Consider the following 25,191-nt stretch of genomic DNA (forward strand, 5'->3'; position numbering starts at 1 on the left):
GACATGACCCGCGCTCAAAGAGCCTCGATCACGCACTCCTGCAACCACCCGGTCCACGCGTAGACCTCGTACATCCACGAGCGCGGATCGCTTTCGGGAAGCTGGGCGGCCTCGTCGGCACTCACCTCGTCGGTGATGTCCAGACGAGCAGCCAGGGCCAACCGCACATTCGTGAGCGTCTTCAGCCAGGGCGTCACGTGGTCCGCGGGCACCCGACAACGACCACGCCGGTCCGTGCGTTGCAGGTCGTGGATCACCAGGTTGGCGTCGGCCACCTTCTGGCTGCGCTGCTGAGCATGGGTGAAGCGCCGGAAGTCGTGCGAGGCCGCGGGATCGTCGGGATAGGCATCCGGGAACAGACGCTTGATGACCGGGTCCATCTCGTCCAGCTCGCCGGCCTGTTCGAGGTTCTCGACGGTGGGCTCGGCATCCTGGACGAACTCAGCCTCCCAGCGAGCAAAGGGATCGCCGGAGACCTGCTCGTGGGCGCCGGTGGCCGAGGTGGCAATCAGGTCCTCGTCGGTGAGGAGTTCCGCGAGCTGGTCCACCATCCCGGCCAAAAGCCCGGCCTCATCGGTGTCGAAATGGATGGTGATGAAGCCCTCGTCAGGCTCGACGCCCTTCATTCCCCGCGCTCCATCGTGGCCCACAGGCCATAGCCGTGCATCGCGTTCACGTCGCGTTCCATTTGTTCACGGCCGCCGCTGGAGACCACGCACCTCCCCTCGTTGTGCACCTGGAGCATCAGCTGTTCCGCCTTCTCCCGGCTCATCTTGAAGTAGCTGGTGAAGACATGGGTGACATAGCTCATCAGGTTCACCGGGTCGTCCCAGACCAGACAGACCCACGGCTGCTGTGCCGCAGCCTGCTCGTCGGCGCGCTCGACGACGGCGGTCCCGCCCGCGGGCGTGATGATGGGCTCGCTACTCATGCTCCCCATTGTGACGCACTCGGCCACCCGCGGCGCGTCGTCGGCGGATGCGTGCCACCACCACGTCCGCCAGCACCATCACCACACCCCAGACAGCCGAGAAGAGCACGATGTCGACGGTGGAGCCTTCCCACCAGCCGATCCACCGGCCCACCAGCCGTAGCACCAGCATCATCACCGCGTACAGCACGGCCAGACCAACCAGCGACGCCCAGCTACGCTCCGGCGTCGAGTGAGACTCCCCTCCAACTGCAAACATGCCGAGGAGTATAGGTTCACACGGGCCACTAGTCAGACAGACTAGACAGCTCCACTAAGTAGTGACACTATTGAGTCATGGCAACCCAACCCTGGCCCAGCGAGTGGCTGCGCGGCACCCTCACCCTCGCGGTGCTGCGCGTGCTCTCCGACGGGCCCACCTACGGCTACGCGATCGCCAACGCGCTGGCCGACGCAGGTTTCGGCGACATCAAGGGCGGCACGCTCTACCCGCTACTCAGCCGGCTCGAGACCAACGGCCTGGTCGAGACCGAGTGGCGCGAGGGCGACGGCGGCCCCGGCCGCAAGTACTTCCTGCTCTCCGAACTGGGCCTGCGCCGCTACCACCAACAGGCACCCCTGTGGCGCGCCTTCTGCCAACACACCAGCAACTTCATCCACCCCAACCAGCCCCACCAGAACCCGGAGGCATGACATGAATGCCAAGCAGCTCACCGACAAGCAGTGGCTCGACGAGATGATCATCGAACTTCGCCTGCGCAATGTCCGGGGCCCCGCCATCGGCGACGCGGTTGCCGCCGTGGAGACGCACTGCGCCGAATCCGGCGAGAGCGCCACCGAGGCCTTCGGCCCCCCGCGCGAGTACGCCCGTTCCCTTGAATTCCCCGCCGACCAGGTCAGCAAGACCGCGCCCGGCCAGTGGGTACGCCTGATGTCCCCGATCGCCATTGGCCTCGTTGGGCTGTACCTGGTGCCGGGCATCGTGCTGGCCCTGTTCACCCACGAGCCCGTCGCGGTGCGGTGGGGCGACATCGCCACGCTGGCGCTGATGGCCGCTGTCGTCGTGCTGCTGGCTCGGGTCCCCGGCGTGCTGCGGGCCATCCTGCAGCGGTGGATCAACGCTGCCCTGATCCTCGGCGGCGGCATCACGCTGCTGACCATGACCCAGGTGCTGCTCGACGTCACCGCCTTTCACGTGCCGCTCTGGCTCGCAGCCGTGGTCTGCCTGGCTGCCCTGGCCTACTCGGTGATCGGCATGCGTCAAGTGATCGAGACCGAGCAGGACCTGATCATTGACCCCCGCACTCGCCGTCCGATGAACCCCGCCATCGCGGCCGCGGCCAGTTGGATCTTCGTGATCAGCGCCGTCGGGCTGGGCCTGATCAGCGCGATCCCGCTCTGGATGGCCAGCTGACCAGAAGCAATGGGCGGTCGCTCCGACGTGCCCGGCAGCCACCACGTGGGGGGGTCCACTCCGCACGTCGAACCGCCCGGTGAAAGCCCCTGTCGCTAGGGCGGATCGTCCAATAGTGTGAAAGCCATGACCACCGCACTGCTGACCGACCACTACGAGCTCACCATGGTCCGCGCGGCCATGGGATCGGGAACCGCCTTCCGGCGCAGCGTCTTCGAGCTCTTCCCACGACGCCTGCCCGAGGGCCGGCGTTATGGCGTGGTGGCCGGCGTCGGCCGGATGCTGGAGGCCCTCGAGGAATTCCGCTTCGACGAGGAGACCGTCGCGTGGCTCCTCGAGAGGGACGTGGTCAACGAACAGTGCGCGGCGTGGCTTCGTGACTACCGCTTCGGCGGCAACATGTGGGGCTACCCGGAGGGTGAGATCTACTTCCCCGGCTCTCCCCTGCTGCGCGTCGAGGGCAGCTTCGCCGAGGCCTGCATCCTGGAGACCCTGCTGCTGAGCATCTACAACCACGACTCCGCCATCGCCTCGGCCGCCAGCCGGATGACCGCGATGGCCGAGGGCCGTCCCTGCATCGAGATGGGGTCGCGCCGCACCCAGGAGCAGTCGGCCGTCGCCGCCGCCCGCGCCGCCTACATCGCCGGCTTCGCCAGCTCGTCGAACCTGGAGGCCGGCAAGCGTTGGGGCGTGCCCACCGGCGGCACCGCGGCCCACTCCTTCACCCTGCTGCACGACAGCGAGGAGGAGGCCTTCGCCGCCCAGCTCAAGGCACAGGGCGAGGGCACCACCCTGCTGGTGGACACCTACGACATCGAGAACGCGGTGCGCACCGGCATCAAGCTCACCGAGGGACGGCTGGGCGCCATCCGTCTGGACTCGGGCGACCTGGCCATCCAGGCTCGTGAGGTCCGCGACCTGCTCGACGGCCTCGGAGCCGAGAGGACGAAGGTCATCGTCACCAGCGACCTCGACGAGTGGCAGATCGCCGCCCTGCGCGGCGCCCCCGTCGACGGCTATGGCGTGGGCACCAGCGTCGTGACCGGCTCCGGCCACCCCACCTGCGGCTTCGTCTACAAGCTCGTCGCCCGTGCGGACTCCGATGATCCGCAGGCCGAGCTGCTGCCGGTCGCCAAGAAGTCCACCAACAAGAACACCGTCGGTGGGCGCAAGTTCGCGATGCGACGCTTCGACGCCAAGGGCCGAGCCGAGGCGGAGATCGTGGGCATCGGCACCCCGCCCACCGGCGACGCCAATGACCGCCAGTTGATGGTGCCGCTGGTGGAGAACGGCACGGTCGTCGGCCGCGAGCCGATCGAGAAGGCGCGGGAACGTCACGAGGCCTCCCGCAAGGAACTCCCCAAGGCGGCCCTGCGGGTCAGCAAGGGTGAGCCCGCCATCCCGACGATCATCCTCGACCACGAGGGCGATGAGACCTACAACCCCTACCTGCACTCAGCAGTGCCCACCAACATCTGAGGAGTCGCCATGTCCAGCACCAGCGCGTTGATCGTCGTCGACGTCCAGAAGGACTTCTGTGAGGGGGGCGCGCTGGCGGTGGCCGGCGGCAACGAGGTGGCCCGCCGCGTGGCGGAGCTGGTCGCCCATGACAGGGGTGGTTATGCCCACGTCGTGGCGAGCCGGGACCACCACATCGACCCCGGCCCACACTTCAGCAAGACCCCGGACTTCAAGGACAGCTGGCCTCCACACTGCGTCGTCGGCACCCCGGGCCAGGACTTCCACGAGGCCCTGGCCACACGTGACTTCGATGCTGTCTTCGACAAGGGCTCCTACAGCGCCGCCTACTCGGCCTTCGAGGGCAGCATCGGTGGCGACGAGGACGGCGAGAGCCTGGTGGACTGGCTACTGCGGCACAAGGTGAGCCACGTCGACATCGTCGGCATCGCCACCGACCACTGCGTGCGCGCCACGGCACTGGACGCCGCCCAGGAGGGCTTCACCACCACCGTCCTGCTCGACCTGACGGCCGCGGTGGACCCGTCGCGCCTGCCACGGCTGCGCGACGAGTTCACCGAGAACGACGTCCGGCTGCGCTGACCAGGGCCTCGACAAGCTCGTCGAGGGGTCAGCGCTGCTCGGGCATCTGGCTGTAGCCGTTCATCACGGCCGCCAGCCGGCTGGCTCGCTCGCTCGCGAAGACGTCCTCCAACAGCATCGGGGCGCCGTCGGGGCCGGACAGCGGGACCCGCCAGTTGGGGTACTCGTCGATGGTGCCGGGCTGGTTCTGGGTGCGGCGGTCCCCCACGGCGTCCACCAGGGCGGCGTTGAGCACCTTGGACGGGGTCCAGGTCAGCATCCGGTGCATGGCCAGGGTGATCTGCTCCACGTCACGGCTCTGGTAGTCCTCCTCGGACAGGGCCCCGTGGTTGCGCAGCGCCTCGATCATCGCCTGTTGCTCAGCGCGGCCGTGCTCCAGCTCGCTCTCCAGGCTCTCGGTGAGCATCCCGAGCTGGTCGCGCAGCCGGATGTGGTCGCCGGCCAGGTAGCCGGAGGTGGGCGGCAGGTCGTGCGTGGTCACCGAGCTCATGGCGTACTCACGCCAGTGCTCCGGCGGGGTGGGCTGGCCGTCGGCCTCCATCTCGAACCACATCACCGAGGTGCCCAGGATTCCGCGGCGGCTCAGGTAGTCGCGCACCCAGGGCTGCACGGTGCCCAGGTCCTCACCGATCACCAGTGCCTGCGCACGGTGTGCCTCCAGGGCCAGGATGCCGATCAGGGCGTCGTGGTCGTAGCGGACGTAGGTGCCCTCCTTGGCGGACTTGCCCTGCGGCACCCACCACAGCCGGAAGAGGCCGATGATGTGGTCCACGCGCAGGCCACCGGCGTGCCGCAGCACGCCCTGCACCATCTGGCGGAAGGGGGCGTAGGCCAGGTCCGCAAGCCGGTCCGGCCGCCACGGCGGCTGGCCCCAGTCCTGTCCGAGCTGGCTGTAGGCGTCCGGCGGGGCACCCACGGTGCAGCCCTGTGCGAAGACGTCGGACATCATCCAGGTCTCGGCACCCGACGCGTTGACGCCGACGGCGAGGTCGCTGACGATGCCGATCGGCATCCCGGCGTCGCGGGCGGCCTGCTGGGTGCTGGACATCTGGTTCTCGGCGATCCACTGCAGCCACTTGTAGAAGCGGATCCGTCCCTGGTTGGCGCGGTGGAATTCGGCCACCTCCGGCGAGGTCGGCCGCTGCAACTCAGCTGGCCAGGTGCGCCAGTCGACACCATGCACCTCGTACAGGGCGCACCAGGTGGCGAAGTCGCGCAGCTGGCGTCCCTCACGGCGGATGAAGTCGTTGAAGGCCATCTCCCGGGCGGGCTTGCGGCCGGCCTCGAAGATGATCTGCAGCGCCTCGGCCTTCGCGGCCCAGGACTCGTTGCGCAGGATCTGGTCCACGCCATCGATCTCCTTGCGAAGCTTCTTGCGCAGCTTGGGGATCTGCTTGCGCTCGTCGTCGCCGAGCGTCGCGTACTCCTCGACGGCCTCCGGGCGGATGTAGAGCGGGTTGACGTACATCCGGCTGGTCGGCAGGTAGGGCGAGGGCTCCAGCGGCGGCTGGGGCTGGGCGGCGTGCAAGGGGTTGACCAGCACATAGCCCGCGAACTGCTGCGTGGAGGACCAGACCGACAGGTCCGCCAGGTCCGTGAGGTCGCCAACGCCCCACGACTCCCGGGAACGGACGCTGTACAGCTGGGTGGCGTAGCCCCAGATGCGACGGTCGTGCATGCTGGCCGGCAAGCCCAGGAAGCTGGGGGTGATGATGAGGCTGGACTCCACCTCGACGTCCTGGCTGCGCAGCACCAGGCGGTGGTAGCCGAGTGGCAGGTCCGCGGGGAGCTGGAAGGTGGCCTCGCCGATCCACTGCCCGTCGACCTCACGATCCGGCGAGTCATTGGTGGTCTGCCAGGTGTCCCGGGCCTCGCCGTTCTCCAGCCGGATGTAGAGGGAGGCGTCGGCGCCGGAGGTGACGTGCACGTTGACCCAACCGGGCTGGCCCTGCTCGAGCACGACACATGCCGGAAGCTTGCGGCGCCAGGGGCGCATGCGCAGTTCCTCGACGGCGTCCTGGGCGCGCTCCGGCGTGGAGGCGTCGATCTCCAGGCTCTTCAGGACGGCGATGATCGTCTCGTCGCTGATCTGGGTCTGGCGGCCCTTCCAGTCCCAGAACTCGGAGGCGATTCCGAAGTGTTCGGCGAGTTCGGCCAGCAGTGGGTCGTTGAGTGCCATCGTTGGTTCCAGTCCGTCGTGCTGCAAGGTCCGTGCCAGCCTAGCGGTCCGGTTGACGATTCATCCCCAAGGATTCAGCCCGTGGTCGAGACTCACGACGCGTGTTCCGGCGGCAAGATCAGTCAGGCTGCGTGACTGCGGATCCCACAGCGGCCACAGCACACACACCAGCCAGCCGAGACAGGTGGGTGCCAGCAGGCGGAGCACCAGACTGCGACGCAGGGCGCGGTGCCAGACGAGCCCCCTGGGGCCCTCGAGGTCCACCGGCGCAGAGGCGCTCACCACGCGCAGGTCGTTGCGCGCGTGGCCGACGGTCGCTCCTCGCCAGACGAGGCAGATCATGTCGTAGGCGACGCGCAGCACCACTCCGGGGATGGCCGTCACCAGCCACATCTGCACCAGTCCGTAGTCCCACCACTGCAGGGGCCCGGGGATCCCCCCGTCGGTGAGGATGGAGACGCGCAGGATGCCGACCAACTCGATCAGGAAGGGCTCGTGGAAGCGGCCCAGAACCATCAGGGAGGCGAACCAGAGCAGCGCGGCGTCCAGCAGGTAGCCGCGGGCTCGCTCCCACCAGCCGGCGGTGCGCGCCGAGACCCCGGCCGTGGCGGTGGGCACTGCCGCCCCGGCGGTGGTCAGCGACGTCCACGACGCGCCGTCCCACCAGCGCAGCGGCGCCTGCCGGCTGGGATCGGGGTACCAGCCGGCGACGGGTGCCGCCAGAGCGTGTTGCGTCACCTGCTGCGGACCACCTGGGTACGGCCGGCCATGTCATGGAGCGTCTGGCGCTTCTTGGTCCACAAGGGCAACAGGTAGTTCACCAGGGCCACCAGAGGAATCAGGCTCAACATGCTGAACATTCCGGCCCGTGCGAGTGCACGCCCCCAGGCCAACGGCCTGGGTGCGCGGCCTTCGTCGACCGGGACCACGCGGATCCCCAACAGCTTCTGGCCCAGCGTCGCGCCCAGGAAGCGCCACAGGAGCAGCAGGTAGGCCAGGGTGACGGCGAAGCTGATCAGCTGCAGACCCTGGCTGGGGCCGGTGAGCCCGTAGCGTTCCACCATCTCCGGGCCCGACACCTGCGTGGTGTTGCCGGACTGGGCCTCCGCGATGATGTCTTGCATCATCTGCTGGGAGCCGTGCCACAGGCGGCTCACGAAATTCCATCCGAGCAGGGCGGAGACCGCGCTGATCAGGAAGGAATCGATGATCCAGGCAACCGCTCGGCGCCCCCAGCCGGACAGCGGGACACCGTCGGCGGTCTGCGCGGCGGGCCCGGCGGGCGCCTGCCACGGCTGGGCGGGCTGCCCGGGCATCGGTGCTGCGCCCTGGTAGGGGCCGTAGCCCTGCTGGGGCATCTGCTGCTGGGGCATCCGCTGCTGGGGCATGGCGACGGGTGCCTGCGTCGGCGCCGCCGCCCACGGGTCCGCGGGCGGAGCCGGAGCCATCGGGGCCACCTGCGCGGGACGGGTGTTGTGCGTCCAGCGTTCACCGTCCCAGTAGCGCTCGCGGGTGGCGTCTGCGGGGTCCGGGTACCAGTCCATCGGAGGGTTGCTCGAAGTCACCCCTCCAATATGTCATGCGGCGCCAGCGGAAGCATTGCGGACGTGGCCGATCCGTGCCGCGGCAAGCAGACCCGCCAGGCAGGCCAGGGCGGCCGCGGTGAAGAGCCAGCCGAAGGTGTGGTTGCCCGCGGCACTGCCGTGCAGGCTGTGGAAGATGGTGCCGGCCACCGCTCCGGTCATCGCATTGCCGAGGCCCTCGGCCGTCTGCAGCGAGGAGGTGTTGCGCCCCAGTTGCCCCGGCTCGGACAGTGCCATCACAGCCAGTGAGCCGCTGGCGATGGCCAGTCCCATGCCGAAGCCGCCGACGGTCCAGCCAACGGCCGCGAGCAGCAGGGTGCCCCGCGGATGCCACGAGGAGAGGGCGATGGCCACCAACCCGAAGGCGGTGCAGGCCACGCCCAGCTGGATGATCTGGTCTCGTCGCAGCCCGAACCAGGGGCGCGACTGCACCCAGGAGCCGACGGTCCAGCCCAGCGAACCGATCGTCAGCGCCAGACCGGCCCGGAAGAGCGACATGCCGCGCAGCTCCACCATGCTCAACGGTAGGAAGGACTCGGCGGCGAAGAAGGCACCCGCCTGGCAGGCACGGGACCAGACGACCGCGCTCAGGCCGCGTCCCACCCGCAGGAAGCCCGGCGGCATCAGCCGTGGCACGGCCACCAGCAGTCCGGCCAGCGCCGCCGCTCCCAGGGCCGCACCGCGCCAGTCCAGCATCTGCCCGGCGCCCTGCAATGCGGCGACGCAGGCCGCGGCGACGGCCGCTGCCCAGAGCGGCACCGGATCGGCACCCTCGTGGTCCGGCTCATGACTGCGCTGCAGGGCCATCAGGGGCCGGGCCGCCAGTGCCGAGGCGGCCAACAGCAGTGGCACCAGGCTCCAGAAGACCCAGTGCCAGCCCCAGTGGCGGGTGATCGCGGCGGAGATGGGCGGCCCGAGGAAGGCGGGCATCACCCAGCAGAAGCTGAAGGCGGTCATGATGGAGGCGCGCTCGTGCTCGTCAAAGGCATGGGCGACCACCACCATCAGACAGAGGTTCATCGCTCCGCCTCCCACGCCCTGGAGGAAGCGGGCCAGGACGAGCACCAGCATCGACGGCGCGGCGCCCGCGAGCAGCAGACCCACGAGGAAGAGTGCCGTGCCGATGGCCAGGGGTTTCACCGGCCCGACCCGGTCCGCCAGACGCCCCGCCAGCGCTGTGGAGAAGACCATGCCGAGCACGAAGAGGGTGAAGGCCCACGCGTACAGGCCGAGGCTGCCCAGCTCCTTGGCTGCCTGCGGCATCGCGGTCGCGACGGCGACCGACTCGAAGGCGACGCACACGATGCCGGCCAACAGGCCGACGGTCAGGGCCCGTCGGCCACCGCGCAACTCGTCGGAAGTCATCGCGCCGGAACTCATCGCAGCTGGCAGATCCCGTGGGCACGCACGGTGCCATCGGGCATGGTCTCGTCGTGGGTGGGGTCGAAGCCGTGGTCGTGGAGGAAGGCTGCGCCCTCCTGCCCGGTGGCGAAACTGGTAATGCTGATGGCCTTGAGTCTTCGGGCACGTTCCTCCAGGACCGTCCACAGCCGCTCACCAAGGCCGAAGTGGCGCACCACCCGGTCCACCAGGATCCATGCCTGAACGGTGCCCTGCTGGCCGGCGACGGGCCGCAACCAGGCCATCCCGACGGGATTGCCGTCCCGCCCGTCGAGGATCCAGTACTCGGTGGCGGGATCGTCGGTGAGCATCCCCCACTGCGCCAGGACCGGGTCATCGGCGCCCGTACGGCGGATGTCGGGCTCCCGGGGCGTGTCCCGTCGAAGGGTGCTGAACAGTGCCATGCAGCAGACCCTAGCGTCTGCCACCGACAGCCTAGGATGGGGCGCATGAGTCAACAGCTGGCACCCGGTTCCCAGACGGTCATAGACGAGCGCACCCAGGACATGGAGGCGGGCGACCAGGAGCGCTTCAGCCACTACGTCCCCAAGGCCAAGCTCACCGAGGCCATGGTGATGGGCACTCCCGTCGTGGCGCTGTGCGGCAAGGTCTGGGTACCCAGCCGCAATCCCGAGAAGTTCCCGGTCTGCCCCGACTGCAAGGAGATCTGGGAGAGCCTCAACGACAAGGGCGGTCCCAAGGATCCCGACGCCTGATCGGCCCAGAAGGCGTGGCCGGGGTGGGCTCAGCTCGTCGCCGACACCAGCTGGGCCCACCCGTCGACGGACTTCTCGTCACCGGTGACGGTGAGCCGGAGGCTCTGACCGGCCACCTCCGCCAGGGCGGCCTGCTCGATGCTGCCCGGGCAGCTGACCACCACGCCCTCGGTCTGGTTGCCGCTGGCCTGTTCGACGGTCAGCTTTCCCTTGCCGGTGCAGTTGGCCCGCAGCACGTGCCGACCGGCCGTGCGCGGCGTCCAGGTACCGCTGGCATGGCCGTAGGTGTGCACGGTCAGCACGGCGTCGCGCTGCTCCACCAGCGGCTGCGCCGGACGCAGACAGCCCGAGCACAGGGTGAGCACCAGTAGCGGAAGCAGCACGCGTCGCGACGTCATGCCCCCAACCTAGACGGTATGGGTGACCCCGATTCAGGGGTGAGAGCTCTGGCAGGCCGGGGCCTCGCCGCGCAACGATTCGTGGGTTGCCGGACAGGGTGGGCCTGTCTGGCCTTTCCGACATACGTGGGAGGCCCCGGTTGTTTACCGAGCGTACGAGTGTTGGTCTGGATGTGCATGCCCGCTCCGTGGTGGCGCATGCGATGGACGTCCAGACCGGCGAGATCTTCAAAGCCCGACTCTGCCCCGACCCTGTGGAAGTGACGGCCTGGATCAAGGCCCTGCCCGGCCCGGCCGCGGCGATCTATGAGGCTGGCCCGACCGGTTACGGTCTGGCCCGGACCCTGCTGGGCAATGACATCCGAACGGTGGTCGCCGCGCCGTCCAAGCTCCAGAGGCCAGCCGGATCGAGGGTGAAGACTGATGCGATCGACGCTGAACACCTCTCGATGCTGCTCCGGCTGGACGCGTTCACTGCGGTCGCGGTTCCTGATGAGCTGACCGAGGCTGCTCGTGACCTGGTGAGGACCCGCGAGGACTGCCGTAGTGACTTGATGCGTGCCAGGCATCGGTTGTCGAAGCTGCTGCTGCGTCACGGGATCGTCTATTCGGGCGGGCAGACCTGGAGCAACGCGCATGACGCCTGGCTCAAACGCCAGCACTTCGACTCGCCCTTGGTCCAGGCCGCCTTCGATGAGGCCTACGACAGTGTTGTCACGATCACGGCGCGCCGTGATCGTCTCGACGAGCGCATCACCGCCATGGCTGCCGACAGTCCTTGGACCAACACCATCCACCGGCTCGGCTGTCTGCGGGGGATCTCGACGCTGACAGGGTTCGGTCTGGCGGTCGAGATCGGCGACTGGACCCGGTTCACCGGGAACTCCATCGGATCTTTCGTCGGCCTCGTCCCGTCCGAGAACTCATCCGGCCAGTCACGCTCACTCGGTCCGATCACGAAGACCGGCAACGGTCATGCCCGGCGGCTGCTGGTCGAGGCCGCTTGGCACCACCAGCACCGCTACGTTCCCGGCAAGACGATCCGTGACCGTTGGGATCTTGCGTCCCCGGCTGCCCGGGCCCGCGGTGACCTGGGCAACCGGCGGTTGAACCATCGCTGGAACCAGTTCAAAGCCCGCAAGAAGGCCAACAACATCGCCAACGCCGCGATCGCCCGCGAACTCGCCGGGTGGTGCTGGTCCCTCGCCGTCCTCGACGACTGACGTCGAGGCCCACAAACTTGACCTGAAGACCGGCCGGTCATGGGGTGACGCAGCGACCGGAACGACCCGCGAAACACCTATGAGCAGCCGCCCTGACCGGCGGCGACGCTCGATCCTAGACACGCGTGACGTTCCGAGCCGAAAGCACCGTCCTGCGGTAACCAACCCGCGAATATCAGACTGACATCGCCGTCGTATAGACACGCGAAACCCCTGACCACATCCACTTCAGGTCAACACAGGAGAGGCGCCGCCAGGCATCCAGCCCGGCGGCGCCTCGTCCTGCCCTCTTGACAAAACCCACACCCATATCAGGTGTTTGAGGTCATCACGTTCATGACGCGGGCTGGGGTGCGGGTGGCTGGTGGCTGGTTCCCGCAGGCGGTGTGGGTCCGATGGTAGTTGTAGTGGACGTTCCAGACCTTGATGGCTGCGCTGCGTTGGGCGTCTGAGGTGAACGGTCGGGCGTAGAGGAATTCCTCGGCCAGGATCCGGTTGTAGCGTTCGACCTTGCCGTTGTGTCGGGGGGTGTAGGCCCGGATGTACTGGTGCTTCGCGACGTGGCCGGTGATGGAGCGTTCGAAGGCGTGGGCCTTGTAGCAGGGCCCGTTGTCGGTGACCAGCCGGGTGATCCGGCCGATTCCGTGGAGCGAGAACCAGGCGCGGGCGCGGGCCCAGAACCCGATCACGGTGGTGGCTTTCTCGTCGGGCAGGGCTTCGGTGTAGGCCAGCCTGCTGAACCCGTCGATGGCCGAGTGGAAGTAGGTGTAACCCACCTTCTGGCCCTTCTTCGCGCGGTTCGCTTGGCGTGCTTGGTCGGAGTCGCGGCCGTGGATGCGCCAGCCGCCGCCGTCGGGGATCTTGCCCGCCTTCTTCACATCCATGTGGATCATGTGGCCGGGGTAGCGGGCCGTGATCTTCTGGGGTTCCCGCACGGGTTCGCCGTCGAGGTCGAGGAAGCGACGCCGGTGCAGGTTGTGGAGCCGTAGGTGGCGTTGGATCGTGGAGGTCGAGACCCGCAAGCCGTGTTTCTCGGCGAGTTCGGTGCTGATCTTGGCCGCGGACCACTTCTTGGCCCGGCGCAGCTTCAGCGCTTCCTCGATCACGTTGTCGGGGGTTCGGGTGGGGCTGGTGTGTGGGGCGCTGGAGCCGTCCAGCAGCCCTGGGTCGCCGAGGTCGCGGTGCCGGTTGACCCATTTGGAGGCGCAGGCGCGGGAGATGCCCATCTCCTTCGCGACGTGGGCGATCGGGCGGTGCTGGCAGCGTTCCACGAGCCGGCGGCGGCCCTCCAGGGACAGGGGTGCGTTAGCGTGGGTGTTCAAGGGCAGGTCTTTCTGACTCAACGTGATGACGGCTTAGACACCACTCATCCTGTCGAGAGACCTGCCCCCTTCGCATCCCCAGCCGTGTCTACAACGTCATGACCCGCAACACCTGATATGGGTGTGGGTTTTGTCAAGAGGGCAGGACGAGGCGCCGCCGGGCTGGATGCCTGGCGGCGCCTCTCCTGTGTTGACCTGAAGTGGATGTGGTCAGGGGTTTCGCGTGTCTATACGACGGCGATGTCAGTCTGATATTCGCGGGTTGGTTACCGCAGGACGGTGCTTTCGGCTCGGAACGTCACGCGTGTCTAGGATCGAGCGTCGCCGCCGGTCAGGGCGGCTGCTCATAGGTGTTTCGCGGGTCGTTCCGGTCGCTGCGTCACCCCATGACCGGCCGGTCTTCAGGTCAAGTTTGTGGGCCTCGACGTCAGTCGTCGAGGACGGCGAGGGACCAGCACCACCCGGCGAGTTCGCGGGCGATCGCGGCGTTGGCGATGTTGTTGGCCTTCTTGCGGGCTTTGAACTGGTTCCAGCGATGGTTCAACCGCCGGTTGCCCAGGTCACCGCGGGCCCGGGCAGCCGGGGACGCAAGATCCCAACGGTCACGGATCGTCTTGCCGGGAACGTAGCGGTGCTGGTGGTGCCAAGCGGCCTCGACCAGCAGCCGCCGGGCATGACCGTTGCCGGTCTTCGTGATCGGACCGAGTGAGCGTGACTGGCCGGATGAGTTCTCGGACGGGACGAGGCCGACGAAAGATCCGATGGAGTTCCCGGTGAACCGGGTCCAGTCGCCGATCTCGACCGCCAGACCGAACCCTGTCAGCGTCGAGATCCCCCGCAGACAGCCGAGCCGGTGGATGGTGTTGGTCCAAGGACTGTCGGCAGCCATGGCGGTGATGCGCTCGTCGAGACGATCACGGCGCGCCGTGATCGTGACAACACTGTCGTAGGCCTCATCGAAGGCGGCCTGGACCAAGGGCGAGTCGAAGTGCTGGCGTTTGAGCCAGGCGTCATGCGCGTTGCTCCAGGTCTGCCCGCCCGAATAGACGATCCCGTGACGCAGCAGCAGCTTCGACAACCGATGCCTGGCACGCATCAAGTCACTACGGCAGTCCTCGCGGGTCCTCACCAGGTCACGAGCAGCCTCGGTCAGCTCATCAGGAACCGCGACCGCAGTGAACGCGTCCAGCCGGAGCAGCATCGAGAGGTGTTCAGCGTCGATCGCATCAGTCTTCACCCTCGATCCGGCTGGCCTCTGGAGCTTGGACGGCGCGGCGACCACCGTTCGGATGTCATTGCCCAGCAGGGTCCGGGCCAGACCGTAACCGGTCGGGCCAGCCTCATAGATCGCCGCGGCCGGGCCGGGCAGGGCCTTGATCCAGGCCGTCACTTCCACAGGGTCGGGGCAGAGTCGGGCTTTGAAGATCTCGCCGGTCTGGACGTCCATCGCATGCGCCACCACGGAGCGGGCATGCACATCCAGACCAACACTCGTACGCTCGGTAAACAACCGGGGCCTCCCACGTATGTCGGAAAGGCCAGACAGGCCCACCCTGTCCGGCAACCCACGAATCGTTGCGCGGCGAGGCCCCGGCCTGCCAGAGCTCTCACCCCTGAATCGGGGTCACCCATACCGTCTAGGGGCGGCGCCGCATCGTGGGATCCCACTGGGGTGGTCTTCGGCTGCCACCCCGGTGGGACGCTCACCAGGTGGGCAACCCTGCCGGACGCACCGGCAGGGCACGCCCCTTGGGGTACATCACGTAGGCAGTGCCGCCGCTTCGGCCCCAGGCGGACTCGAACTGGGCGCGGTTGTAGGTGCGCGGCACCAGCGAGTTGCTGGCCTTCAGGCCCGAGGCCGGGTCATTGACCCGCACATTGCCACTGGCGTCGAAGCCACGCAGCACCATCAGGTGGCCATTGGTGCCGAAGCCCGCGCCGGTCAGCTGGCTGGAGGTGAAGCTGGTGGAGACCACCAGCGGGATACCGGCCTTGATGAACAGTTCGGCCTCGGTCAGGCTGCGCAGCCGGGTGACGAAGCCCTGCAGCCCACGAGCCGAGGCGTAGGCGACGTTGAAGGGCCAGTTGCCGGCGCCCTTGAAGCCGGCATCCCACACACCCCGCACCACCTGTTCCACCTGCGGATTGGTGTGCGGCGTGGGCAGCACCCAGGCCGTCTCGCCGGCGGGGGCACCGGCCTTCCAGTAGTCCAACACCATGGCGGTCGACGTCGGTGAACACCAGGCCTCTCCCCCGCCATTCCAGGCCGGGTAGTGCCCCACGTGCAGCATCTGGCTGTACGCGGGCACGCCAAGGTTCACGCCCCGCGCGACCCCGACCGGGCTGACGGGGGTGGTGGACTGCTTGGCCGTCGAGGCAACCACGGACAGCTGGGAGACGATGGGCATGGCCGTCGTCCCGAGGGTGCGGAGCAGTTCCAGACGGACCTGGTAGTGGCTCAGCGTGATGCCACTCTGCGCCACCAGGGTGTCGGTGGACACCCGAGCGATGGCGTCGGACTGCGAGTTCACGCTGGTGCGGGTGGGGCTGGTGGCTTTCGGTGAGGACGAGCTCCACAGCCCCATCACGAACCACTTGGACCACGCGCCGGCGCTGCTGCGGGCGCGCAGCAGGACGCGCACCGCGCTCCCCGGGTGGGTGCTGGCATTCCAGGAGGCGATCAGCTCCTTGGCCGCAAGGCCGCTGCCAACCACCTGACTGGTCCACGTGGCGACCCCCTGGGTGAGGGTCCGCCCGGCGTACACGTCCCGACAGGTCGTCGTGCGCCGAGCACCGCTGAAGTAGAGACCTTGGCTGGACAGGCCGGTACCCGAGTGTGTCCCGGCGTTGTAGCCAGTGCCGGACCACCGCACGAGCCGGGCATTGCGTGCAGTGGCGGCGTGCGCTTCGACGGCCAGCAGCGGCGCGCCCAGCAGGGCGAGGGGTGCGGCTCCGAGCAGGCCACGGCGGGTGACGGATGTGGGGGTCAGCGAGGACTGGGCAGCCATGCCGCCGAGTCAATCATGATGGGCGGCATAGCACCAAGGTCAGCTGCTGGTGGCGAGGTGACGCAGCGCCAGTTCGTAGCCGCCCAACCCCAGTCCGGCGATCACACCCTCAGCACAAGGGGTGATGACGCTGTGGCGTCGGAAGTCCTCCCGGGCATGCACATTGCTGATGTGCACCTCCAGGACGCGCGGCACCTGCACCACGGCATCGGCGAGGGCGATCGAGTAGTGCGTCCATGCCGCCGGGTTCAGCACGACGGGGGTCTTCGCGTCGGCGGCCTCGTGCAACCAGCCCACCAACTCGGCCTCGGAATCCGTCTGGCGCACCTCGACGTCCAGGCCCAGTTCGGCACCCAGCAGCACCAGGCGCTGCGCGAGCTGCTCGTGGGTGGTCGCGCCGTAGACCTCCGGTTGCCGCTTGCCCAGCCGCCCCAGGTTGACGCCATTCAGGACCAGTACCTTCATCGTGCTCTCCTCACCACTCGTCGGACCCCCGGCCCAGCCCCAAGGCCAGGTAGACCGAGGCATAGCGTCCCTGCTGCAGGAGCTCGACATAGCGGTCGAGGGCACCCAGGTATTCGGTGGGCTCCGAGGCGATCGTGCAGACCCGCACCCCCTGTCCTTCGGCCAGACTGACCAGGGTGCCGCGGTCACGGCGCACCCGCTCGTCGGTGCTGCCGTCGTCGATGATCACGAGGACGCACGTACGCGGCGCCCCATCCTCCTCGAAGGGATCACGGAAGGGGTCCCGCGGGGCACAGGCCGAGAGCACGGGGAGCAGGGCGTCGGCATCGGCGCTCAGGGCGGGACGGCCGCTGGCGCGGCGCAGGGCCTCGGCGATCCGACGAGCGGCGCGCGCGGCCAGCACGGAACCTCCCCACACCAGGGGTTGGGCCTCGGCCAGCGCGACGGCCAGGTCCTTGGCCGGATTGCTCGCCAGGTCCCGGTGGGGACTGCAGCGCTCGGCCACCAGGTCCACCCGGGCAGCGATCCGTTCGTGGTCGACGGCCGGCCCCAGGCCCATCTCGTGCAGCAACTCCAGGGTGACGACGACGGTCGCCAGTGGGTCGCTGTGCTCCACCGGCAGCACGAGGGTGCTACGCGAGGCAGCCTGCTCGGCGATCGGCGAATCCGGATTGGCGGCCACCACGAGGCTGGCCCCCCGACGCACCGCCTCGGCAACCGCACCCATCAGGTCCCGTTCACTCCCCTCGCTCGCCAGCACGACCACCAGGTCCAGCGGCCCAACCCAGCCGGGCAGGCCACCGGTCGACCAGGCGATGAAGGGCACCGGGCAGACGGGCTCCAGCATCGCGCGCACCAGTCGTGCCTCGGCGCCCAGCGCGACGACGCCACGGGGACGGTCGGGGGCCAACATTCCCGCGCGCACCGGACGCGCCGCATCCCCCAGCACCCGCACCCGGGCACCGGCGGCGGCCAGCCGTCGCAGCTCGGTGTCCACCGTGGACAGGGCCGCCGCGTCATCGAGCCGGGACTCGTCGAACTCCAGGGTCATGGCACTCAGCGGGCCGCGGGGCGGCGCGCCTCGTCGATCAACAGGACGGGAATGCCGTCGCGCACCTGGAAGGCCAGCGCGCAGGCATTGTTGGTGCACGCCAGCTCGTGCCGGTCATAGTCGACGGCGAACTTGCTGTGGCAGGCCGGGCAGGCCGCGATCTCCAGGAAGGTCGGCGACAGTTCCATCTGGTCGGGCATCGAATTCTCCTGCAGTGACGGGGCTCGTGGCGCGGTGCGGGTGCCCGCGGCGCCCCCAGTCTAGGGCCTCAGGCGACCGCGGCCAGGATGCTGCACAGGTCGTCGCGCACCGCCTCCATCACGGCGCGGTCTGCCGCCTCGACCACCAGCCGCAGCCCCTGGCCATCGTCGGGACGCAGGCTGGCGCTCCATTCCCCGCGCGCTCCGGCCTCACCGGAAAGCGTCAGACCGTCCCCGCAGTCGCTCTGCACACGATGGTGCTCGAAGGCCTCCCCCACCGCGCGCAGTGCCGCGTCGGCGTCGCCCACGGCCAGGTTGATCTCCCCCGATGTGGCGCTGTGGGCACAGCGGCTCACCAGGGCGGAAAGCGGCTCGCCGGAGATCCCGAGGCATTCCATCAGGCGCAGGGCGGTCAGCATCCCGCCGTGTGTTCCGAACAGGTCTCCTGGCCGGCTGCCTCCGACGATCTGGGTGACGGCGTCATCGGGGACCAGCACGCCAGCCTCGTCCAGCACGGCGCAGCGGTCCCCGTCCCCGTCGAAGACCAGACCGAGGTCGGCACCACTGGTCCGCACCCGTGCGGCGGCCTGCACCAGACTGGCCGGTTGCGACGGGTTGGGGCCGTGCTGCGGGAAGGTCCCGTCGAGGACCCGGTTGAGCAGCTCGAGGTGGAGCCCGAGCTTCTCCTCGCCGAGGACGGCCGGTGCATCGAGCGCGACCATGCCATTGCCGGCATCCACCACCACGTGCAGTCCGGCCAGGGCATCGGCGTCCACCTGCGCACGCAGGTGGGTGGCGTAGTCGGTCAGGGTCTCGTCGGCGGTGATGCTGCCCAGCACGCCGACCTTGGGCCGGGGCGAGCGCTCGAACTCCTCAGCACGGGCGGCGAGGCGGTCCAGGAAGGCCTCGTCGACGGGCACCGCGCCCGCCTGCCACAGCAGGATCCCGTTGACCGCGGCACCCAGGTGACCGCCGGTGATCATGACCCCCGGCACCTCGAGGACGGCGGAGCTGTAGACCAGCTGGTCCGTGCTGCAGAGCCCGAGGTCCACCACATCCGCCCCCTGGGACAGAGCCCCTTCGGCCACGGCCCTGGCCAGGTCTGCGCTGGTGGGGCGCATGTCATGCCCCATCACCAGGGCCTGGCCGGACAGGCCGACAAGATGTACGAACGCGGCACCAATGGCGCGCGCACCGGCGGTGTCCCACTGCGCGGCGTCGGTCCCGACGATCCCGCACAGCCCACCGCCGGAGAAAATTCCCCGACTGAGCATGTCTTTCCCCCGATTGACTACCCGACAATGTAGCGGGATCAACCCCGGGGACGTTCTCCATCCGCGATGACGCGCAGGTGTCTCTTCTCCGCCAGCACCACGATGTCGGCCTGGTCCGCCGGACCTGCAGGACCTGACACCGGGGTGGCGGGAATCTCCTCCGGGAGCATTCCCACCTCCCGCACGGCATTGGCCAGCGCCAGCAGGTCGTCGTCGGGCACCGGAGGCGGGGTGCTGCCGATCTCCGGGAGCCGGACCACCTCCCAGCCGCGCGGTGCGGACAGGCTCTCGCAGTGGGTGCGGCACAGGTCATAGCTGCCCGGAATGTGTTCCGGGGCAAGGGGTCCGAGCACCGCCGTCGAATCCGCATAGACATAGGTCAGCGTCGCAACGGCTGCGGTGGAGCAGCCGGCCTTCGTACAGCGTCTGTGGGCCACCGGGCGAGGTTATCGCCTGCAGGCGGACAGCGGCCACTACAGTGGCGGCATGCCTCGCCGCCGTGACCGCCATGACCGTGGACTGAGGGGCCCCATTGCCCTGCCCAACCAGCTCACCGGCCGCGTCGTACCCCTTCGCCGACGCCTTGGCCGTCAGGAATTCTTCACCGAGGCGGTCACCGACGCCATCGCCAGGATCGGCGTCAGCTATCCCGGCGGTCTCGACGGTGTCGACGTGGGCGTCGAGGAGGTGCCCTATCTCGCCACCCTGTGGAGCGGTGACCGGGTGCCGCTGGCGGTCTCGGTGGAGGCGACGAGCCTTCGTCCGGCGCAGATCGTGGTCTATCGCAGGCCGCTGGAGCACCGCGCCCCCACCCGGGGCGAGCTGCGGGACCTGGTGCACCGCACCCTCGTCGAACAGTTGGCGGCCCTCACCGCCCAGAACGTGCGCGACATCGATCCCACCCTGGATGACGAGGACTGAGCCCATGACCGTGCGCGTCGCCTTCCTGCGGGGCATCAACGTCGGCAAGGCCCACCGGGTGCCGATGGCCGGACTGCGCGCGCTTGCCACCGGGCTTGGCCTGACCGACGTCGCCACCCACCTGCAGTCCGGGAACCTGCTGCACTCCTCCGAGGCAGATCCCGAGGCCGACCGGCTGCGTCTGGCGGCCGCCCTGGAGGAAGCCTTCGGCTTCACCGTCGACGTCGTCGTGGTCGAGGCCGACCGGCTGGCAGACCTGGTGGCCGCGCACCCCTTCGCCGACGGCGACCCCAAGCGGGTGCACCTGGGCTTCGCACCCGGTGCGCTGCCACACGGCCTGCGCGACGAGCTCGAGGCGCTCGCCCGGGAGGGAGAACGCTTCGAGGTACGTGACGACGTGCTCTTCGCGGACTTCGGTCAGGGCGTGCACGACTCCCGGGCGGGCAATGCCCTGGCCCGTCTGGTCAGGCCCGGTTTCGTGACGCTGCGCAATCTCGCGACCGTGGGCGCCCTGGTGGAGCGCAGCCGCTGACGTCAGCGCAGCGACTGGTCCTGACGGGGCGGCTGCGTGCTGCGGGTCGCCCCCGTCTCCTGCCCCGGCACGAGGGCCAGGGCCCCGTCATCCAGCACTGCGCCGGCCACCAGCGGCCCTTGGGCAGACCAGGCGATGCTGCCGGCCGTGGCGGGCATGGGCACCGAAACCACCGCCCCCGCCCCGATGGTGTGCTCCGCCTGCTTCCCGTCGACGACCAAGCGCACCGGGACGTTCGCATCGGAGGCATTGGTGAACAGGGCATGTCCGCCCCCTGGGCCGACCAGCAGGCCGGACGTGGTGGGCCGCTGACCCGTCATCGCCGCCAGGTCCTTGCCCACGACGCTGTCGACGCTGGCCGCGACCGGGTGGTCCGACACGACGGACAGTGCCCCGGACTCCCCCGCAAAGGAACGGCTCACGTCGGTCCGCAGGGTGCTGCCCGGCTCGACGACGAGCCGTCCGGCGCCGGTGGGTTCGAAGCCGCCACGGCTGCCGTGGGCCCGCACGGTGACCGTCGCGGCCTCGGCGCCGGGATTGGTGAGCAGCAAGGTGCTGCGGCCGCCTGCCGGCACGGCCGGGATCACCAGGCCGGTGCGCAAGGCGCCCCCGGGAATGTGATCCGCACCCTCCGGGCCGTCGGCCAGGGCCCAGGCGGCAACGCGCCCCTGGGTGGCGATGATCCGGGCCCCGACGGGCTTTCCGGCCGGCGCCTGCACGGAGAGGGGCACCGCGCGCTGACCCCGAGCGGGAACGGTGATCGAGGAGGTGCCGACGGCCGACAGCTCCCCCTTCTCGCCGTGCAGCGTGATGTCCACCAGGGCATCGACCGTCCCGGGGTTGACCAGCACCAGCCGTGCGCGGGCGGGATCGGTGACCTGCACCACCTGCTCCGGCGCCGCGGGCTGACAGGCACCCCACCAGGAGACACCCACCCGTGGCACGTCACGCAGCCACAGCCCACCGGCCGCCTGCTCCTTCCCGGCCGGCAGGACGACGGGTTGACTGGCCTCCCCCACCGCGGCCGGCGTGGTGGTCACCGCACCGGCGCCTGCGGCAGACAGCACACTGGCCCCGCTGCTGCCCCGTGGCGCGGACGGGCAGGCCAGGGCTCGGGCCGCGGCGCTCTGGGCTCCGTCCCCGCTCGCCACCTCCCGGTCAGGATGGGCGGGCAGCAGCAGGGGCACCAGGCCGAACAGTCCGGCGGCCACGGCGATCCCCGCGGCGGGCAGCACCCGTCGCGGCGTGAGCGGGGTCTGGGGGTGTGCTGGGTTGCTCATCGGTTGCTCCTGCGGCCGGGCTGGGCCGCTGCCCGGCGGGGTCCTTCGGCGGCGGCGGTGGTGGGGGCGGCCAGTACGGCAAGCACCAGCAGGGCCAGGATGCCCAGCCCGGCCGGCCATCCACGGCGCGGGCCTGCCCATTCACGGTCCGGTGTGCGGGTGACCAGACCGGTCACGGTCCAGGTGGTGGCCCCCTCGCGTGCCTCGGCGGGGCCGAGGCCGGGGGTGTCGGAGACGGCGCTGACCAGGCCGTCGTCACCGCCGCGCAGCCACAGGTGTCCGATGCCCAGGGCCCGGGCGCCGTCGGCCAGGTCCTCGCCGGCGGTTCCCGAGGCCATCGCGGCGGCAAGGGCCTGCGCCTGCTGTCGTAGGGCCGGGTCCGGAACCTGGTCCCCCTCGGCGCTGCCCCAGCGGGGCAGGTCTCGCGCATGGAGGGACCAGCGGGCCGGGATCGACCCTGCGTCGACCAGCAGGGTGCGAGTGGCGCGGTTGGACTGCTCGACGGCCACCACGCTGGCCGGGAGTTCCGTGCGGGTGCGGTGCACGGGGGCCCCCGCTGCTCCCAGCCACCAGCCGAGCTGGCCTGCCGCCAGCAGCGCGAGCAGGATCCCCGTCGCACGGCGCAGCAGCCGGCCGGGGTTCAGGGCTGAGGGGTTCAGGGCTGAGGGGGTCAGGGCTGCCGGGCACAGTGCCAGCAGCACGAGGGTGGCCAGCAGCAGCCAGCCCGACGCATCGGCGCGGACCGTGCCGCCGTGCAGTGGCAGCGCGAGGCGTGGCAGCACCAGACCGAGTACCCACGCGGTCAGGGCTGCCCCCGCCAGGGCCAGGCGTCGGGTGCGCGGATCCACCACGAGGGCCCAGCAGGCGGCCAGCCAGAGCAGGGCAGCTCCGACGGAGAAGAGCCACCAGGGGGTGTTCCCCCACGGGGTGCTGGCGTGGACGGCGCGGGCGGCGAGCAGCGGATCGGGGCCGGTGAGCAGACGCGACGGGGTCCGCACCAGGCCAACCAGCCACGGCGCGAGGGCCAGCAGGGGCCCGAAGACCGCCACGGCCAGTCCGGGGACGTGCAGGCTTCCTCGACGCATGGCGCCGGCCAGGGCAAAGCCCCACAGCGGCAGCAACAGCGCGGGAAGGGCCACGGCGGCAAGCGTGCTCCAGAGCGCATAGCGGGCCGGTGCGCGCAGCTTCTCCACCGCGGCATCGTCCTCGTCGCGGCGCACCCAGTCCAGCCAGGCGGCTGCTGCCAACGGGAGGGCGACCCCCAGCAGGGCGCCCCCCGGCGAGCCGGAGCCGGTGACGCCCAGAAGGGGCAGAGAGAGGCCCCAGACGAGGGACAGCAGCAGCCGGGCTGCGGTGGTGCGCGGCGGCAGCAGGCGATGCCACAGGGCCGTGCCGGCGAGCATGGCCACCGGGACCGCCAGTAATTGGGCGAGCAGGACGAACCAGCCGGGCCGGCCCAGCCCCACCAGGGATCCGAGCGCGCCGAGCCCCAACCACGGAGCATTGGCGAGTTGGCCGTCGGGTGTGCGCAGCCAGGCATCGAGGGCTCCGGACAGGGTGGCCGGGGCCGGGGCAAGGGCGGGTCCGGTCAGGGTGCCGAAGCCGAACAACCGCCTGCCGGCGACCAGCGCGGCCAGCAGGACCAGTGTCATGGCGACGGGCACCAGCAGCGAGCGGCGGGCCCGGCGGCCGTCGACCCGATCGGTGGTGAGTTCGTCGATGCTGGTATCGGCCTCTCTCTCCGGCAGCACCCGGTCGCTGACCCAGCTGGCGAACTGGTCCGCTCGCAAGCGCAGCATCCGGCCGCGAGGCGGGCGCAGGTGGGTGGTGTCGGCGCGGCTGGTGGTGTAGGCGACTCGACGGTGCAGGGCGGCGGTCAGGCTGCGGGTGGTGAGCAGTTCCCAGGCCGCGGCCAGCTCGTCCAGGCTTCGTCCCGGCGCCTTGCCCAGCAGGTGACCCAGTGCGAACACGACCGCCGTCAGTGCGAGCCGCAGGCTGGTCAGGGTCGGGTGCTGGGAGTGGGCCGCGACGGTGCGCATGCCCAGCAGCCGGTCGGTACGGTCCGGCCGGGGCGCCAGTGCCGCCTCGCGTTGCCCCGTGCGTCCGGCCCAGCGGTGGTGGATGCCAGCGGCCGGGCAGGTGACCACGCGCAGGCCCGCCTCGTGTGCGCGCCATCCCAGGTCCAGCCCGTCGCGGAAGAGCGGCAGTTCCGGACTGGTGCCACCCAGCTCCCGCCATGCGTCGCGGGAGACCAGCAGGCCGGCAGTGGAGCCGCCCAGCACCTCGCCGCTGGCGAGTTGGTGCTGGTCCACGTCGCCGGTCTCCACGTCCAGCACGCGGGCACCGCTTCCGGCGATGGTCTGGCCCAGTTCGCCGATCCTGTTCGCGTGATTGCGGCGGCGTGGCTCGAGGAGTTTGGGGACGACGATGTCGCAGCCCTCACCCTGGCGCAGCAGCTCGGCGAGGGCATCGGGGCGGGGTTCGACGTCGTCGTGCAGCAGCCACAACCATGTGACGGATTCGTCGAGGCCGGACTCGACGGCGCGCACGGCATCACCGAAGCCGTCCTGGGCACGACCCTGACGGCATTCGCTGACCAGCCCCTCGTCGAGGGCCTTCGCCAGAAGGGAGGCGGAAGCGTCGGTTGAGCCGTTGTCCACGGCGATGATGGCGGGGCGTGGATCGAGCCGGGCCAACGCGACGAGAGTTCGCGCGAGCCACGGCTCGGCATTGTGGACGACCAGGACGGCGGTGGTGCTGGAAGGATCGACCCTTCGGGGGTTGGTCGAGCTCTCCTGTTGGGCCCAAGCCCACTGGTCGTCGGGGTCAGGCGCGGCGCTTGAGCTTGCGTCGTTCGCGCTCGCTGAGTCCTCCCCAGATACCGAAGCGTTCGTCATGGGCCAATGCGTACTCAAGGCACTCCGCCTTCGCGTCACAGGTCTGGCAGACCTTCTTTGCCTCCCTGGTGGAGCCGCCCTTCTCAGGAAAGAAGGCTTCGGGGTCGGTCTGGGCGCACAGGGCGCGTTCCTGCCAGCCAAGGACTCCGTCCTCGACGTCGGGGATCAGTGTCAGCAGTTCAGCCATGCTCGTCCTCTCGACCGCTCCTGGGCAGTCGGGGGCCTGCCCAAAAATAATAGGGGTCGCATCTGATGCGTGCCCCCGCGATCAATTACAGGGGTGTAGTTCGTTCGCGTCAAGCCGGAGTGGCCGATTGACAAACATGTCCAACGCA

The 25,191-nt window shown here is 69.7% G+C and carries 28 protein-coding genes; 8 read left to right on the forward strand and 20 right to left on the reverse strand.

Going from position 1 to position 25,191, the window contains the following annotated elements:
- Positions 1–14 precede the first annotated feature (14 nt).
- Genes EDD41_RS04295 through EDD41_RS04305 form a run of 3 tightly spaced genes read right to left on the reverse strand, consistent with a single transcriptional unit; the run spans position 15 to position 1,190 of the window.
- Positions 15–626 carry a DUF2017 domain-containing protein gene (locus EDD41_RS04295; protein WP_123575074.1) on the reverse strand — a complete coding sequence of 204 codons (612 nt, stop codon included), beginning with the start codon at positions 624–626 and terminating at the stop codon, positions 15–17.
- Positions 623–931, reverse strand: coding sequence for an ATP-dependent Clp protease adapter ClpS (gene clpS / locus EDD41_RS04300; protein ID WP_123575075.1), 309 nt, complete (start codon positions 929–931; stop codon positions 623–625). The genes EDD41_RS04295 and clpS overlap by 4 nt, the downstream gene beginning before the upstream one ends.
- Positions 924–1,190 (reverse strand): hypothetical protein, encoded by a 267-nt coding sequence (locus EDD41_RS04305; RefSeq protein WP_148060469.1) that lies wholly within the window; start codon positions 1,188–1,190, stop codon positions 924–926. Before EDD41_RS04305 ends, clpS begins: the two co-directional genes overlap by 8 nt.
- Positions 1,191–1,267: 77 nt before the next feature.
- Here EDD41_RS04305 and EDD41_RS04310 point away from each other — a divergent pair, with 77 nt between their 5' ends.
- The 4 genes from EDD41_RS04310 (at position 1,268) to EDD41_RS04325 (ending at position 4,406) form a co-directional block, all read left to right on the forward strand.
- Positions 1,268–1,624, forward strand: a complete 357-nt coding sequence (locus tag EDD41_RS04310; protein WP_123575077.1) for a PadR family transcriptional regulator — start codon at positions 1,268–1,270, stop codon at positions 1,622–1,624.
- 1 nt (position 1,625) lies between these two features.
- Positions 1,626–2,345, forward strand: coding sequence for a hypothetical protein (locus EDD41_RS04315; protein WP_123575078.1), 720 nt, complete (start codon positions 1,626–1,628; stop codon positions 2,343–2,345).
- Positions 2,346–2,462: 117 nt separating this feature from the next.
- Complete coding sequence (locus EDD41_RS04320) at positions 2,463–3,824, forward strand: nicotinate phosphoribosyltransferase (protein ID WP_281273084.1); 1,362 nt, start codon at positions 2,463–2,465, stop codon at positions 3,822–3,824.
- Between the two features lie 9 nt (positions 3,825–3,833).
- The gene (locus tag EDD41_RS04325) at positions 3,834–4,406 is read left to right on the forward strand and encodes an isochorismatase family protein (RefSeq protein WP_123575080.1); all 573 of its coding nucleotides are present in this window, start codon (positions 3,834–3,836) and stop codon (positions 4,404–4,406) included.
- Positions 4,407–4,434: 28 nt separating this feature from the next.
- Here the strand turns inward: EDD41_RS04325 and malQ are convergent, their stop codons facing one another.
- Genes malQ through EDD41_RS04350 form a run of 5 tightly spaced genes read right to left on the reverse strand, consistent with a single transcriptional unit; the run spans position 4,435 to position 9,973 of the window.
- Positions 4,435–6,585: a 4-alpha-glucanotransferase gene (gene malQ, locus EDD41_RS04330; RefSeq protein ID WP_123575081.1), complete on the reverse strand. Its 2,151-nt coding sequence runs from the start codon at positions 6,583–6,585 to the stop codon at positions 4,435–4,437.
- A gap of 60 nt (positions 6,586–6,645) precedes the next feature.
- Positions 6,646–7,323: a DUF2510 domain-containing protein gene (locus tag EDD41_RS04335; protein ID WP_123575082.1), complete on the reverse strand. Its 678-nt coding sequence runs from the start codon at positions 7,321–7,323 to the stop codon at positions 6,646–6,648.
- Positions 7,320–8,150 (reverse strand): RDD family protein, encoded by an 831-nt coding sequence (locus EDD41_RS04340; protein WP_148060470.1) that lies wholly within the window; start codon positions 8,148–8,150, stop codon positions 7,320–7,322. Before EDD41_RS04340 ends, EDD41_RS04335 begins: the two co-directional genes overlap by 4 nt.
- Positions 8,151–8,162: 12 nt before the next feature.
- Positions 8,163–9,533, reverse strand: coding sequence for an MFS transporter (locus tag EDD41_RS04345; protein ID WP_170165238.1), 1,371 nt, complete (start codon positions 9,531–9,533; stop codon positions 8,163–8,165).
- An 11-nt stretch (positions 9,534–9,544) separates the two neighbouring features.
- Positions 9,545–9,973, reverse strand: a complete 429-nt coding sequence (locus tag EDD41_RS04350) for a GNAT family N-acetyltransferase (protein ID WP_123575085.1) — start codon at positions 9,971–9,973, stop codon at positions 9,545–9,547.
- 45 nt (positions 9,974–10,018) lie between these two features.
- On the opposite strand from EDD41_RS04350, the gene EDD41_RS04355 reads away from it, so the two are divergent.
- Positions 10,019–10,285: a DUF3039 domain-containing protein gene (locus tag EDD41_RS04355; RefSeq protein ID WP_123575086.1), complete on the forward strand. Its 267-nt coding sequence runs from the start codon at positions 10,019–10,021 to the stop codon at positions 10,283–10,285.
- A gap of 29 nt (positions 10,286–10,314) precedes the next feature.
- On the opposite strand, the gene EDD41_RS04360 is transcribed toward EDD41_RS04355, so the two are convergent.
- A complete protein-coding gene (locus EDD41_RS04360) occupies positions 10,315–10,683 on the reverse strand; it encodes a hypothetical protein (protein WP_094764414.1) in 369 nt (122 codons plus the stop codon).
- 140 nt (positions 10,684–10,823) lie between these two features.
- On the opposite strand from EDD41_RS04360, the gene EDD41_RS04365 reads away from it, so the two are divergent.
- Positions 10,824–11,906 carry an IS110 family RNA-guided transposase gene (locus tag EDD41_RS04365; RefSeq protein ID WP_123574949.1) on the forward strand — a complete coding sequence of 361 codons (1,083 nt, stop codon included), beginning with the start codon at positions 10,824–10,826 and terminating at the stop codon, positions 11,904–11,906.
- A 311-nt stretch (positions 11,907–12,217) separates the two neighbouring features.
- Here EDD41_RS04365 and EDD41_RS04370 read toward each other — a convergent pair whose 3' ends face one another.
- The 8 genes from EDD41_RS04370 to EDD41_RS04405 all read right to left on the reverse strand — a co-directional run bounded on the left by EDD41_RS04370 (position 12,218) and on the right by EDD41_RS04405 (position 19,663).
- Positions 12,218–13,228 (reverse strand): IS481 family transposase, encoded by a 1,011-nt coding sequence (locus tag EDD41_RS04370; protein WP_123575087.1) that lies wholly within the window; start codon positions 13,226–13,228, stop codon positions 12,218–12,220.
- Positions 13,229–13,655: 427 nt separating this feature from the next.
- Positions 13,656–14,738 (reverse strand): IS110 family RNA-guided transposase, encoded by a 1,083-nt coding sequence (locus tag EDD41_RS04375; RefSeq protein ID WP_123574949.1) that lies wholly within the window; start codon positions 14,736–14,738, stop codon positions 13,656–13,658.
- Positions 14,739–14,931: 193 nt separating this feature from the next.
- Positions 14,932–16,236 carry a peptidase C39 family protein gene (locus tag EDD41_RS04380; RefSeq protein ID WP_094764413.1) on the reverse strand — a complete coding sequence of 435 codons (1,305 nt, stop codon included), beginning with the start codon at positions 16,234–16,236 and terminating at the stop codon, positions 14,932–14,934.
- A gap of 39 nt (positions 16,237–16,275) precedes the next feature.
- Positions 16,276–16,701, reverse strand: coding sequence for a type II 3-dehydroquinate dehydratase (aroQ, locus tag EDD41_RS04385; protein ID WP_094764412.1), 426 nt, complete (start codon positions 16,699–16,701; stop codon positions 16,276–16,278).
- Between the two features lie 10 nt (positions 16,702–16,711).
- Positions 16,712–17,752: an SIS domain-containing protein gene (locus EDD41_RS04390; RefSeq protein WP_094764411.1), complete on the reverse strand. Its 1,041-nt coding sequence runs from the start codon at positions 17,750–17,752 to the stop codon at positions 16,712–16,714.
- Between the two features lie 5 nt (positions 17,753–17,757).
- Positions 17,758–17,952 carry a Trm112 family protein gene (locus EDD41_RS04395; protein WP_094764410.1) on the reverse strand — a complete coding sequence of 65 codons (195 nt, stop codon included), beginning with the start codon at positions 17,950–17,952 and terminating at the stop codon, positions 17,758–17,760.
- A 68-nt stretch (positions 17,953–18,020) separates the two neighbouring features.
- Complete coding sequence (locus tag EDD41_RS04400) at positions 18,021–19,226, reverse strand: phosphohexomutase domain-containing protein (RefSeq protein WP_123575088.1); 1,206 nt, start codon at positions 19,224–19,226, stop codon at positions 18,021–18,023.
- A 38-nt stretch (positions 19,227–19,264) separates the two neighbouring features.
- Positions 19,265–19,663: a DUF3499 domain-containing protein gene (locus EDD41_RS04405; protein ID WP_123575089.1), complete on the reverse strand. Its 399-nt coding sequence runs from the start codon at positions 19,661–19,663 to the stop codon at positions 19,265–19,267.
- Positions 19,664–19,712: 49 nt separating this feature from the next.
- Between EDD41_RS04405 and EDD41_RS04410 the strand changes: the two genes are divergently transcribed.
- Together EDD41_RS04410 and EDD41_RS04415 are read left to right on the forward strand one after the other, a co-directional pair.
- Entirely contained in the window at positions 19,713–20,147 is a 435-nt protein-coding gene (locus EDD41_RS04410; protein ID WP_094764407.1) for a metallopeptidase family protein, read from the forward strand.
- Positions 20,148–20,151: 4 nt separating this feature from the next.
- The gene (locus EDD41_RS04415) at positions 20,152–20,679 is read left to right on the forward strand and encodes a DUF1697 domain-containing protein (protein WP_170165239.1); all 528 of its coding nucleotides are present in this window, start codon (positions 20,152–20,154) and stop codon (positions 20,677–20,679) included.
- Between the two features lie 2 nt (positions 20,680–20,681).
- Here the strand turns inward: EDD41_RS04415 and EDD41_RS04420 are convergent, their stop codons facing one another.
- From EDD41_RS04420 to EDD41_RS04430, 3 genes are read right to left on the reverse strand one after another with little or no spacing between them, the layout of a single operon-like run.
- Positions 20,682–21,959: a DUF5719 family protein gene (locus tag EDD41_RS04420; protein WP_123575091.1), complete on the reverse strand. Its 1,278-nt coding sequence runs from the start codon at positions 21,957–21,959 to the stop codon at positions 20,682–20,684.
- Positions 21,956–24,856 carry a glycosyltransferase family 2 protein gene (locus EDD41_RS04425; protein WP_123575092.1) on the reverse strand — a complete coding sequence of 967 codons (2,901 nt, stop codon included), beginning with the start codon at positions 24,854–24,856 and terminating at the stop codon, positions 21,956–21,958. The genes EDD41_RS04420 and EDD41_RS04425 overlap by 4 nt, the downstream gene beginning before the upstream one ends.
- Positions 24,786–25,043, reverse strand: coding sequence for a WhiB family transcriptional regulator (locus tag EDD41_RS04430; protein ID WP_094764403.1), 258 nt, complete (start codon positions 25,041–25,043; stop codon positions 24,786–24,788). Before EDD41_RS04430 ends, EDD41_RS04425 begins: the two co-directional genes overlap by 71 nt.
- Positions 25,044–25,191: the final 148 nt, after the last annotated feature.

This window comes from Luteococcus japonicus, assembly GCF_003752415.1.
Classification (GTDB): domain Bacteria; phylum Actinomycetota; class Actinomycetes; order Propionibacteriales; family Propionibacteriaceae; genus Luteococcus; species Luteococcus japonicus.

Coding starts and splice junctions, on each gene's coding strand:
- EDD41_RS04415 (WP_170165239.1), top strand. CDS start 20,152: ATGACCGTGCGCGTCGCCTTCCTGCGGGGCATCAACGTCGGCAAGGCC.
- clpS (WP_123575075.1), bottom strand. CDS start 931: ATGAGTAGCGAGCCCATCATCACGCCCGCGGGCGGGACCGCCGTCGTC.
- EDD41_RS04425 (WP_123575092.1), bottom strand. CDS start 24,856: ATGACGAACGCTTCGGTATCTGGGGAGGACTCAGCGAGCGCGAACGAC.
- EDD41_RS04410 (WP_094764407.1), top strand. CDS start 19,713: ATGCCTCGCCGCCGTGACCGCCATGACCGTGGACTGAGGGGCCCCATT.
- EDD41_RS04350 (WP_123575085.1), bottom strand. CDS start 9,973: ATGGCACTGTTCAGCACCCTTCGACGGGACACGCCCCGGGAGCCCGAC.
- EDD41_RS04295 (WP_123575074.1), bottom strand. CDS start 626: ATGAAGGGCGTCGAGCCTGACGAGGGCTTCATCACCATCCATTTCGAC.
- EDD41_RS04325 (WP_123575080.1), top strand. CDS start 3,834: ATGTCCAGCACCAGCGCGTTGATCGTCGTCGACGTCCAGAAGGACTTC.
- EDD41_RS04390 (WP_094764411.1), bottom strand. CDS start 17,752: ATGACCCTGGAGTTCGACGAGTCCCGGCTCGATGACGCGGCGGCCCTG.
- EDD41_RS04395 (WP_094764410.1), bottom strand. CDS start 17,952: ATGCCCGACCAGATGGAACTGTCGCCGACCTTCCTGGAGATCGCGGCC.
- malQ (WP_123575081.1), bottom strand. CDS start 6,585: ATGGCACTCAACGACCCACTGCTGGCCGAACTCGCCGAACACTTCGGA.
- EDD41_RS04310 (WP_123575077.1), top strand. CDS start 1,268: ATGGCAACCCAACCCTGGCCCAGCGAGTGGCTGCGCGGCACCCTCACC.
- EDD41_RS04380 (WP_094764413.1), bottom strand. CDS start 16,236: ATGGCTGCCCAGTCCTCGCTGACCCCCACATCCGTCACCCGCCGTGGC.
- EDD41_RS04420 (WP_123575091.1), bottom strand. CDS start 21,959: ATGAGCAACCCAGCACACCCCCAGACCCCGCTCACGCCGCGACGGGTG.
- EDD41_RS04360 (WP_094764414.1), bottom strand. CDS start 10,683: ATGACGTCGCGACGCGTGCTGCTTCCGCTACTGGTGCTCACCCTGTGC.
- EDD41_RS04345 (WP_170165238.1), bottom strand. CDS start 9,533: ATGACTTCCGACGAGTTGCGCGGTGGCCGACGGGCCCTGACCGTCGGC.
- EDD41_RS04430 (WP_094764403.1), bottom strand. CDS start 25,043: ATGGCTGAACTGCTGACACTGATCCCCGACGTCGAGGACGGAGTCCTT.
- EDD41_RS04315 (WP_123575078.1), top strand. CDS start 1,626: ATGAATGCCAAGCAGCTCACCGACAAGCAGTGGCTCGACGAGATGATC.
- EDD41_RS04400 (WP_123575088.1), bottom strand. CDS start 19,226: ATGCTCAGTCGGGGAATTTTCTCCGGCGGTGGGCTGTGCGGGATCGTC.
- aroQ (WP_094764412.1), bottom strand. CDS start 16,701: ATGAAGGTACTGGTCCTGAATGGCGTCAACCTGGGGCGGCTGGGCAAG.
- EDD41_RS04305 (WP_148060469.1), bottom strand. CDS start 1,190: ATGTTTGCAGTTGGAGGGGAGTCTCACTCGACGCCGGAGCGTAGCTGG.
- EDD41_RS04355 (WP_123575086.1), top strand. CDS start 10,019: ATGAGTCAACAGCTGGCACCCGGTTCCCAGACGGTCATAGACGAGCGC.